This is a genomic window from SAR324 cluster bacterium, from assembly GCA_029245725.1.
GTDB lineage: Bacteria > SAR324 > SAR324 > SAR324 > NAC60-12 > JCVI-SCAAA005.
In genome coordinates this window covers 1-10,129 of record JAQWOT010000247.1, presented here as the reverse complement: position 1 = coordinate 10,129, position 10,129 = coordinate 1, and the positions used below count along the sequence as shown (strand labels likewise).

Here is a 10,129-nt window from a genome sequence, read left to right as displayed (position 1 = left end):
TGATTCTACTTGATGAACCGGCCGCAGGGGTAAGCCCAACTTTGACTGAATTATTGATCGAGAAAATAACTGATCTCAATCGTCAGGGCACAACCTTTTTGATCATTGAGCACAACATGAAATTCATCATGAAACACTGTGATCCAGTCATTGCTATGGCAGAAGGGAAAGTTATTTTTGAAGGAACTCCTGTAGAAGCACAACGCAACTCTCTTTTGCTGGAAGCCTACTTAGGAGCCGCGCTAAATGGTTGACGCAGCTTTAGAAGTCACTAGGCTCGTAGCTGGCTACGACACTGATTTCCCAATTCTTCAAGGGATAAACATTCGAATCAAAAGAAACTCTGTAACACTAGTCATCGGGCCAAACGGTGCCGGGAAGTCCACCTTGATCAAAGCAATTGCTGGTGTCGTTCCAAGCTTTTCTGGAAAGATACAGTTCGGGGGCAAATCATTGCGGGGAATTCGTCCGGATCAATTGGGTGAGTTTGGGATCGCCTATGTTCCCCAGACAGAAAACATCTTCCGTAACCTTAGCGTCAAAAGGAATATTGAACTTGTCTTGGGGTTAGCTGGCCATAAACATTCTGGCCAATTCAAAGACTTGATGGATTTGTTTCCTGCTCTTTCAGAAAAATTGACAGCAAAGGCAAGTACGCTCTCCGGAGGACAACGACAAATGCTTGCTTTGGCAATGGCCTTGGCAAAAAAACCCAGCATTCTTTTGATGGATGAACCATCTGCTGGCCTTTCACCGAAGGTAGCAGAAGAGGTCCTTACTTTCACAAAGAGCCTCACCGAACAACAAGTGACAATTTTATTAGTAGAACAAAACGTTAAGCAGGCCCTTGAGGTAGCTGACCATTGTTACATCCTGGCTGAGGGCAGAAATCAACTAGACGATACTGCAAAAAGAATGATTGGGAATCCACTCCTCAGCGAAATTTTTATGGGTAGCAAGAGAGTAACAAGCTGATGATCCAGCATCTACTTGATGGAATCTTGGTCGGCTCAATTCTCTCTCTTGGAGCTATTGGATTAACCTTGGTGATGCACACTCTGCGATTCGCAAATTTTTCCCATGCAGAACTACTCTCTGTGGGTGCCTACGCAGCATTGGTTTTCGATGGACTATTCGGGGCGCTCTACTCCCAACTCCGCAGTACTATTGATCCTCTCAGTCTTACCTGGAGTCTAATTCTCGCAATTCTGTTTGCGATGATTGCAACCGGCCTCTCAGCGATCTTGATTGACAAGCTTGTCTTTCGCAGAATCCGTGAAAAAGGAGATGAACTATCGATGGTCTTTGCCTCCTTTGGGGTCGCCATGGTGCTCAGGAACCTAATCTCTCTCTTCTTTGGCTTGAAATCACAACTCTTCTCAAACGACATCGCCTTTGCCGTCGTGATTAGCCGAGATCCGATGATCCTCGTCAAACCTGATCAGGTTTTCGTGTTATTTGCTGCTCTGTTGGTAATGCTACTTTTTCATCTGATCCTGTCTCGAACTACCTTTGGATATGCGCTGCAAGCTGTCGCAGAGAACCCTGTTCTCGCCCAAATCTCCGGTGTGAACCTCTCTAGAATGTTGATGATGATTTGGCTGATTGGAGGCTCTTTGGCAGGACTTTCGGGAATATTTTATGGATTGAACAACCAGATTAATCCTGTCATCGGTCGGGACCTTGTTTTGCCAATCTTTGCTGCCACAATTGTGGGGGGCATTGGTTCAGTTTACGGTGCTGTTCTGGGAGGATTTTTGGTAGGAATCGCATCCAATCTAGCGCTGATGATTCTTCCTTCGGGTTACAGCCCCGCAGTTCCCTTTCTGATCATCTTGGGAGTTCTCATTCTTCGACCGAATGGAATTCTTGGTGAGGCCAGATCATGATCGGACTAATTTCTTATCTTGTCTTCTTTGCAACAGTCGCTTCTATTCTCGCCATTGCAGTTCTAGGCCTAAACCTTCAATGGGGCAACACAGGACTTTTCAATGGTGGAGTTGCGGCTTTTTTTGGTGCAGGTGCCTATGGTTTACTTCTTTTGGGTGGAACAGAGCAGGCAGATCATATTGGAGGATTTGAACTTTTTTATCTGGTTGCTCTAGTTGGTGGAATTTTGCTTTCAGGATTGATCGCATGGGTTGTGGGGATTCTTACAATTCGACTGCGTAGAGACTACCTTGCGATAGCAACCTTTGGAGTAGCTGTTGCGTTTGAAAATCTCATGCGCAATGCAGAGTGGTTATCAGGAGGTGCCAAGGGAATGAGAGGCTTTGAAAGACCTTTTGAAGATTCCATCGGTGACCCATTTGTGTTCAATATTATTTTTTTCTGCTTTTCTATATTAGTACTTCTGGGCGTCTATTTATTTTTAGAGAAGTTGATCTGCTCTCCCTTTGGAAGGTTGTTAAGAGCAATTCGAGAAGATGAAGTTGCAGCGCAATCCCTTGGTAAAGCCCCAAATAGAGTTCGCTTAATAGCGTTTGTCGTAGGTTCCATGATTATGGGACTAGCAGGTGGGCTCTATGCGACTTTCTACGCATTCGTCAGTCCACAAGATGTCTTGCCAACATTGACTTTCCAAATTTGGGCAATGCTGATAGTAGGTGGCTCTGGGAATAACCAAGGGGGAATCCTTGGGGCATTTCTCATCTGGGCTGCATGGACAGCAAGTGGCTGGATGCTCTCAAAATTTGCTCCTGTTGAAGCTCAACTCTACACAGGGACCCTGCAATACATTATGATCGGCATGATTATTGTGGGCATGCTTCTTTGGCGACCCCAAGGGCTTTTGCCAGAAAAGCTAATCGTGTCGCAATAGGGAGAGGACGCACTTTCCTATTGGCCCAATGACTTATCTGCGTCTACTTGTAAATGGGAGAACCAATGTTTGTTAGATTTTTCAAATCCTTTCGTTGCTTGCGACATGCGTTACTACTGGGGATGGTTGGATTTTCCAGCACCGTGTATGCCCAGAATTGCACAACAAAGATTGGCGCAGTCTTACCAACATCTGTTGACTGGGGTCGTCCTATAGCAGCAACTGCTCAGTTTGCCGTCGATTTGGCCAATGAAGCTGGAGGAGTTGCAGGCTGCCAGGTGGAGATGGTTCTGAGAGATACTCAGGTGGATCCAAAGGTCGGCGTTGATGCCGCAAAAGCTTTGGTCGATTTAGAAAAAGTTCCTGTTCTACTAGGTGCAGTTTCCAGTGGGGTAACGATTCCAATCCTCACCTCTGTCGCAGTGCCAGCTGGAGTGATGGAAGTTTCCTGCTGTTCATCCTCCACAAAGATCACAGCACTTGCTGAGGAAGGCAAAACCAAGGGATTGTGGTTCCGCACCTTTGCCACTTCTGGAGTACAAGCAGCAGTGGGAACAATGCTAGCACGTGATCAGGGATATAAATCAGTCGTTGTCCTTTACAAAAACGATGATTGGGGTCAGGACATCTCAAAGTTGACCGTCAGAGCCATGAAATCTTTGGGAATCAACGTGACCAATTCAATTGCCATCAATGATGGTCAAGCTTCCTACCGTGCAGAGGTGACAGAAGCTCTCAAAGGAAATCCGGAAGGCATCTACATGGCACTGTATCCCAAAGAGGGGATTTCTGTCGTCCGCGAATGGCTTTCACTTGGTGGTTCTCAAAATATGATCATGGCCAACTCGATGAAATCAGATGAATTCAAAGATAGTGTTGGTTTGAAGTATTTGAAGAACGCTTTGGGTACCGATACCGCATCACCAAGAGTTGAATCTGCCTCCAAATTTGTAGAAATGTACAAAGCTCGATTCAATTCGGAACCAAATGGACCAGGTTTAGCCAACAGCTTCGATGCCACGATGGTTGCTCTGCTCGCAATGGAAGCCGCAGGACCCAACGCTTCCGGGACTCAAATCGCCGCTCAAGTTGGCAAGGTTACTGATCCCAAAGGAACCCCCATCACAGCAGATACGGCTGGATTTAAAAAGGCCAAGGAAGTTCTGAAAAGCGGGGGATCTGTCATGTATCAGGGTGCCACCGGCAACGTACGTTTCGATGCTAATGGCGATGTCTCTGCTCCTGCAGTTGCATGGAGTTTTACGGAATCAGGGACCAAGGAGGAGCGCTACATCACCCTTGATGAAGTAGATGCTTTCATGGCCACCATGCAATAAGATGTTTAGGAAGCACTAAACTCTTCAGTCTAGTTGAGGCTGTTGTTATTTCTAACCAATGCATCAGCCTCAATCTCCACTAAGTAATCCCCTACCAAGCCCCCCACCTGAAGAAGAGTGTTCGCAGGTTTGATTTGACCAAAGACACGACCATGAGCCTTTGAAACAGCCAAAGTATCCTCTACGTTCACAAGATAGATCCTTGTGCGAATCACATCTTTCACCGACGAGCCCAAGGCTTCCAAGGCGGCTGCAATTTTGTCGAGGATAAAAGTGGTTTGTGCGGCAGCATCCCCTCGGGCAACGATGCGGCTATGTCCAGCAGTTGCTGTAGTTCCTGAAACTACGATCAAATCACAGATACGCTGGGCACGGCAATATCCTGCAATATCCTCCCACTTACTACCTGAGAGAACCTGTCGAGCATCATCCCTGCTCTCACTCTGATTGCTTACGAATATTTTTTCCACCTGTTCCAGGTGATGAGAGAGATCTCCCGTTGCTGTCAAAAAGGGTGGTTTTCTATATTCGTCACCGCAATCTCCTGGTACTGGAGTCGTTTCCTTAAAAGTTTCTTCAAGAGATTGAAAATCCTCGTCATCAAGTTCAAATTCGAAAAGTTCCATATTGTTCTGGCGATGCTGACTCTCTCCAAGTCTAGCTCCAACGATTACAGCCGCGACATGGTCTTGAGAGAGAACCCATTTTGTCGCCACATTGGCAACTGAAACTCGATGTTTCTGAGCAATCTTTTCAACTGCAGAAAGGATGGATTGAAAAGCATTCCAGCCTCCAGAAGATTCGATAAAGCGCCGATATTTCATCCGGCTCCAATCTGAAATCTTCTCTGGGTCGCCTTGACCCAACCATCTTTTGGATAGGAACCCTCCACAGAGTGTTCCGTAGGCTAGAATTTTCACCGCATGGTGTTCACACACTTCTTTGAGTGAACCTCCCGCCCTTCTATCCAACAATGAAAAACTAACTTGATTGCTCCGGATGGGAATACCATCAGCCAGCGCAAGGTGTAGATGTGCAGCATCGAAATTGGTTACTCCCAACTCTTTGATGAGTCCCCTTTCTCGTAGTTCAGCGAGTTCGTGTAAAGCATCCAGCCAGGCAGGGTGCTGGAAAGTCCACCAGTGAAATTGTAGTAAGTCCAACTGTTCAACTCCGAGACGATCAAGACGTTCTTGGACTCCTTTTCTGACAACCTCCTTTGTCATTTGCCCAGGCACCGGGCACCACTTTGTACAGGCGATTGGCTTATGTTGTACATTTTGATATCTAGCCAAGAGTCTACCCGCAATCAATTCTGCACTTCCATAATGGTCAGCCATATCAAAAGTGTCAAAGCCATCTTGGTAGTATTTCTCCAGTTCATTCGCCCCGTCTTCGAGATCAAATAAATGCCCCTCTTTCTCTATGTCAGCAACTTGCCAGAGTCCTGTGATCAACTGATTAATGGATAATCCCTCAATTGAAGTTCGTGGAATTTTTTTCATTTATACTTTTGGTGAAATTGCTGCGTTGAGAAAACTTAATTATGGAGTTGCATCAAAAAAATCATTGGATCGTAAATCCTGATTGATCTTCAATCATTTTAATAACTTCCAAGTGATCAGCATCAGGGTTCAGTTGCACAATTGCATCCTGCATAGTCTTCAAGACTTTGCGCAACATAGACACTTCTAGGTTATGATCATTTATCATTCCCTCAAAGGTACCAACATCTTTACAATGCAAACCAAAAGAAAAACCGTAGTTAAAAGTCCTTGGTAGTACATGGTCAGGAAATCTCTGTTGTGAAACCCACGAGCGTCCAGAAGATGTGTTGATTGCTGACAGAGCTTTTTCTAAGGGGACATCAAAGGATTTCAAAGTAATCATTGCCTCAGCTACGCTGAGAATGTTTGCAGCTAGCAAAGTATTATTGACTGCTTTCACTGCATGACCAGATCCCACTGGCCCGAGATGGACGAGGTTCTTTCCAAAAGATTGAATCAGTTCTTTCACAGCATGAAATGCTTCCTCTTTTCCTCCAATCATCGCCGTCAGAGACCCCGAACTCGCGCCTGCTGGGCCGCCTGAGAGGGCGCAATCAATGTAGTCAACTTGATATTCCTGAAGCTGAGCCGCAATCTGCTGAGAAAGCTTGGGACTCCCGGAAGTAGCGTCAATCCAGTAACGAACACTTTCCAAGTTTTTTGGATCTCGGAGGGCTAAGTCGACGACGCTCTGCACATCCTTGGAGTTCGGCAAACAAGTCAGGATGACATTGGCTTCTGAAAAGCCCGCTGGCAGATCAACCCCAAGAAGATTAGGATGCTTTTTTTGAATCTCATCTCTGACTTGAAGATTGAGATCGTAAATCATTAACTGCTTGCTCACTTCAGCAATCCTAATGCTGAGTGCACTCCCCAGATTTCCTAAACCAACAAATAAAATATTGCTAAGGTTCATTTTTATCACCTTAAAAATTTAGATTAGTATTTGATTGCCTTGTATTTTTTATCATCTGAAATAAAAAGAGAAAGATTTGAGATATTCTAAGTGAAATACACGAATCAAATTTATTTAAGATTTTCTTTCATTCTAAAATTTTATTAAGTTTATATCACTATGACTGATATCAAAAAAATTGGCATTATTGGTGGTTCAGGTGCACTTGGATCTGCGTTAGCTCATAGATTCATTAAAGAATGCTTTGAAGTGACGATTGGATCCAGATCTCCAGAAAAAGTGATCTCCAGAATTGGTGACTCAATCAAGGATTTAGATGTTCAAAATCTAAAGATCCAAGGAATTGCTCAAACTGCCAGTGAAAGTGAATTGATTTTTCTGACGGTACCTTTTGTAGCTCATCAAAAAACTGTTCATGAAATCAAGCCTCATGTTCACGGGAAAATTGTAGTTGATACTACCGTCCCCCTCGTTCCACCGAAAGTTGCAAGGGTGCAGTTACCTGACTCAGGATGTGTTGCTCGTAAGACCCAAGAGATTTTGGGGAATGAAGTTCATGTCGTATCTGCTTTACACAACGTGGCAGCAACAGCACTTGCCAAATCTGAAACACCTGATGGTGAGGTAATGGTCTTCGGTAACAATAAAGAGGCCAGAGAAACTGTGATTCAATTGATTTCGAAAATTTCTTTGAAAGGATGGCATTGTGGATCTATCGACAATGCTGTGGTTGCAGAAAGTTTAACTCCTGTTCTAATTTTTATGAATAAATTTTACAGCTTCAAGGGTTCTGGAATTAAAATTTTTGATGAAAGTATGTCTCAATAATACTTATTTTTTTAAATATAGTTTTGACCATTCACCTGTTTGATTATGAACACACTTAATGCCCATCTTGGTATCAGAAAAGAGATTCGTGAATTAACCTTTTCACCAATTCGGGAAATTGTACGATTTGCTGAAAATCAAAATGAGGTAATTCCATTTTGGTTTGGTGAGCCTGACGTCAGTACTCCGGATTTCATTTCTAGAGCAGCAAAAGAAGCACTCGATCAAGGAGAAACTTTCTATGCACCGAATGCAGGGATTCCAAAGTTAAGGGAAGCCATTGCTGATTACATGAACGATCTTTATCAAACTGAGATCACATTCAAGCAGATAACCGTCTCCGTTTCTGCAATGAATGCAATCATGATTGCAGCACAATCTTTGGTGCAACAAGCTTCTAAAATTGTTGTCTTATTACCAAGTTGGCCAAACATTCCAGCGGTACAAAAAATAATGGGGGCTAGGGTAGAGGGGGTCCCAATACAAATGAAAGATGGGAAATGGAACCTCGATCTGGACCATCTCTTTGATGCCTGCGGAACTGATACATCAGTAATTGTTATCAATTCCCCCAACAATCCCTCTGGCTGGACCATGAGTACCGAGGAACAAAGAGCAGTGTTGGATTTTGCTCGGAAGAAAGGAATCTGGATCGTCAGTGATGAAGTTTACGCACGTCTTAGCTTCAATCACAGACATGCGCCATCCTTCTGTGAAATAATCAATCCAGATGACAGGGTCGTGGTGGTGAACAGCTTTTCCAAATCATGGGCAATGACTGGCTGGCGCCTAGGATGGCTGACTGCTCCGGTTGAAGTTAGTAAGGAATTTGAAAAACTCACTGAATACAATGTTGCCGGCCCACCACCCTTCATTCAGCAAGCCGGAGTTGTTGCCCTGAGAGACGGAGAAGCCTTCATTCAGGAAAGCAACAAGCGATATCTGAAAGCACTTTCAGTGTTTTCAGATTGGGCCAGTTCAGAAGATCGGATTGAATTTGACAGACCGGAAGCCACTTTTTATGCATTTTTTAGGGTCAATGATGGTACTGACAGCATGAGTATGGCCAAAGATTTATTGATTAATCATAACGTTGGGCTAGCTCCTGGTTATGCTTTTGGGCAACAATATGATTCTTATCTTCGGCTTTGTTTTGCGGCATCACTACCAAAACTTGAGAGAGGGTTAGAGGGAATTTCTTCGTGGCTTCAGGGTCAAATTGACAAAAAGTGATCCGCAAACGATTAGCATACATCCCCTACTCGGTATTCCTTTAATCAATAAGGGTGATCATCTTTGCCAACTGATTTTGGATGCAATTGAAGCGAATAAACTCATCCTAAAGGATGGCAGCATCTTGGTGCTTGCTCAGAAAATAGTCTCAAAAGCTGAAGACCGATTTGTCAATTTGAAGACAGTCAAACCAACAGCCCTTGCAATCGACTATTCCGTAAAAACGGATAAAGACCCTAGACTAGTAGAGTTGATTCTTCAAGAATCAAAAAGCGTCATTCGCCATCGCAAAGGGGTCCTTGTTGTTGAAAATCACCAAGGATTGATTATGGCCAACGCTGGTATAGACCATTCCAATGTAGAGCAAGACCCGGAAAATGACTGGGTCCTTCTGCTACCTGAAAATCCGGACAAATCCGCTGCTTCATTGCACAATGAATTGCTAAGAAAAACAGGTTGTAAAATCGGAGTAATCATTAATGACAGCATAGGAAGAGCGTGGCGTAATGGGACGATTGGAACTGCAATTGGAGTGGCAGGTCTCTCCTCAATCGTAGACTTAAGAGGTCGAGCAGACCTCTTTGGCAATCAACTTAGAGTCAGTGAAGAAGCCATTGCTGATGAGCTCGCCTCTGCAGCATCATTAATACAGGGACAAGCAGATGAGGGTTTACCTGTTGTATTCATTGAGGGATATCGCACAAGTTCTCAGCACATCCCAGCTTCAGAACTAATCAGGCCTGAAGAGAAAGATTTGTTTCGATAGTGGAAATAAATCAGGATTACCACAACAGTTTTTTACTTTCCAAGAAAGACCATTAAACTCAGGCAATTACTGAGATCTAAGCATATCAAAGATTATTCTCCTTCCAGTTCAGTCTGTAAAAATCCATTGACAGCCATTAAATTTGTTGGCGAAATTGTTGGCGAGTAATTGTTTTGTTTCTGGACATGAACGGTTCAGACATTCCTAATCACTTCCGATAGGTTCCAACACTATGTCTCGTCAATTGGATCCCACCAAACGCAAACTCACTGACGTCGTCTGTAGAAGTTCAAAACCAAAATCAGATGAAAAGGGTGGACTCAGAACAATCAAACACTCCGATGGCTATGGGCTCAATTTAGAGGTCCGTCATGATGGCAAGTTCTGGTTCTACGCTTTCCGTCTTAATGGCAAACAACTGAAACTCAGCTTGGGAAGCTATCCAACGGTTCGGCTCTCTGATGCCAGAGAGATGCATGAAAAAGCCTGGCTGATGGTTCAGAAGGGAGAAGATCCCAGAGAAGGGACAATCACTCGCCTGCAGTTAAAGAGACTAAAGGACCAGGACAAGGCCCTGCAACTTGAGCAGGAGGCTAAAGAGGAAGCGAAGCGTCGCCAGACCTTTCATGTAATTGCCAATCAGTGGTTAGCCAAAAAAGAACCTACCTTGTCTCGAAATAC

General features: G+C 44.2%; 11 protein-coding genes. 9 read left to right on the top strand and 2 right to left on the bottom strand.

What is annotated here, in order from left to right:
- From P8O70_13965 to P8O70_13945, 5 genes are all read left to right on the top strand, one after another.
- Positions 1 to 254: ABC transporter ATP-binding protein (locus P8O70_13965; protein ID MDG2197964.1), on the top strand; the 254-nt coding region annotated here is incomplete at its 5' end.
- Positions 247 to 975, top strand: a complete 729-nt coding sequence (locus tag P8O70_13960; GenBank protein ID MDG2197963.1) for an ABC transporter ATP-binding protein — start codon at positions 247 to 249, stop codon at positions 973 to 975. The genes P8O70_13965 and P8O70_13960, both read left to right, overlap by 8 nt.
- A complete protein-coding gene (locus P8O70_13955) occupies positions 975 to 1,889 on the top strand; it encodes a branched-chain amino acid ABC transporter permease (protein MDG2197962.1) in 915 nt (304 codons plus the stop codon). Before P8O70_13960 ends, P8O70_13955 begins: the two co-directional genes overlap by 1 nt.
- A complete protein-coding gene (locus P8O70_13950; protein MDG2197961.1) occupies positions 1,886 to 2,821 on the top strand; it encodes a branched-chain amino acid ABC transporter permease in 936 nt (311 codons plus the stop codon). Before P8O70_13955 ends, P8O70_13950 begins: the two co-directional genes overlap by 4 nt.
- Positions 2,822 to 2,886: 65 nt before the next feature.
- Entirely contained in the window at positions 2,887 to 4,158 is a 1,272-nt protein-coding gene (locus P8O70_13945) for an ABC transporter substrate-binding protein (protein ID MDG2197960.1), read from the top strand.
- A 29-nt stretch (positions 4,159 to 4,187) separates the two neighbouring features.
- On the opposite strand, the gene P8O70_13940 is transcribed toward P8O70_13945, so the two are convergent.
- Both P8O70_13940 and P8O70_13935 read right to left on the bottom strand, forming a co-directional pair.
- Positions 4,188 to 5,663: an aldo/keto reductase gene (locus P8O70_13940; GenBank protein ID MDG2197959.1), complete on the bottom strand. Its 1,476-nt coding sequence runs from the start codon at positions 5,661 to 5,663 to the stop codon at positions 4,188 to 4,190.
- Positions 5,664 to 5,724: 61 nt separating this feature from the next.
- Positions 5,725 to 6,621 carry an NAD(P)-dependent oxidoreductase gene (locus tag P8O70_13935; GenBank protein ID MDG2197958.1) on the bottom strand — a complete coding sequence of 299 codons (897 nt, stop codon included), beginning with the start codon at positions 6,619 to 6,621 and terminating at the stop codon, positions 5,725 to 5,727.
- Positions 6,622 to 6,780: 159 nt separating this feature from the next.
- On the opposite strand from P8O70_13935, the gene npdG reads away from it, so the two are divergent.
- The 4 genes from npdG to P8O70_13915 all read left to right on the top strand — a co-directional run.
- Positions 6,781 to 7,449 carry an NADPH-dependent F420 reductase gene (npdG, locus tag P8O70_13930; GenBank protein MDG2197957.1) on the top strand — a complete coding sequence of 223 codons (669 nt, stop codon included), beginning with the start codon at positions 6,781 to 6,783 and terminating at the stop codon, positions 7,447 to 7,449.
- A gap of 45 nt (positions 7,450 to 7,494) precedes the next feature.
- Positions 7,495 to 8,682 carry a pyridoxal phosphate-dependent aminotransferase gene (locus P8O70_13925; protein MDG2197956.1) on the top strand — a complete coding sequence of 396 codons (1,188 nt, stop codon included), beginning with the start codon at positions 7,495 to 7,497 and terminating at the stop codon, positions 8,680 to 8,682.
- Positions 8,669 to 9,448: a coenzyme F420-0:L-glutamate ligase gene (cofE, locus tag P8O70_13920; protein ID MDG2197955.1), complete on the top strand. Its 780-nt coding sequence runs from the start codon at positions 8,669 to 8,671 to the stop codon at positions 9,446 to 9,448. Before P8O70_13925 ends, cofE begins: the two co-directional genes overlap by 14 nt.
- 232 nt (positions 9,449 to 9,680) lie before the next feature.
- On the top strand, positions 9,681 to 10,129 hold a 449-nt coding region (locus tag P8O70_13915; protein MDG2197954.1), incomplete at its 3' end, for an Arm DNA-binding domain-containing protein.

What these genes read in the sequence shown, in the direction of transcription:
- P8O70_13935 (MDG2197958.1), bottom strand. Translation starts at nt 6,621, where the DNA reads ATGAACCTTAGCAATATTTTATTTGTTGGTTTAGGAAATCTGGGGAGT.
- P8O70_13940 (MDG2197959.1), bottom strand. Translation starts at nt 5,663, where the DNA reads ATGAAAAAAATTCCACGAACTTCAATTGAGGGATTATCCATTAATCAG.
- P8O70_13945 (MDG2197960.1), top strand. Translation starts at nt 2,887, where the DNA reads ATGTTTGTTAGATTTTTCAAATCCTTTCGTTGCTTGCGACATGCGTTA.
- npdG (MDG2197957.1), top strand. Translation starts at nt 6,781, where the DNA reads ATGACTGATATCAAAAAAATTGGCATTATTGGTGGTTCAGGTGCACTT.
- P8O70_13960 (MDG2197963.1), top strand. Translation starts at nt 247, where the DNA reads ATGGTTGACGCAGCTTTAGAAGTCACTAGGCTCGTAGCTGGCTACGAC.
- P8O70_13955 (MDG2197962.1), top strand. Translation starts at nt 975, where the DNA reads ATGATCCAGCATCTACTTGATGGAATCTTGGTCGGCTCAATTCTCTCT.
- P8O70_13925 (MDG2197956.1), top strand. Translation starts at nt 7,495, where the DNA reads ATGAACACACTTAATGCCCATCTTGGTATCAGAAAAGAGATTCGTGAA.
- P8O70_13950 (MDG2197961.1), top strand. Translation starts at nt 1,886, where the DNA reads ATGATCGGACTAATTTCTTATCTTGTCTTCTTTGCAACAGTCGCTTCT.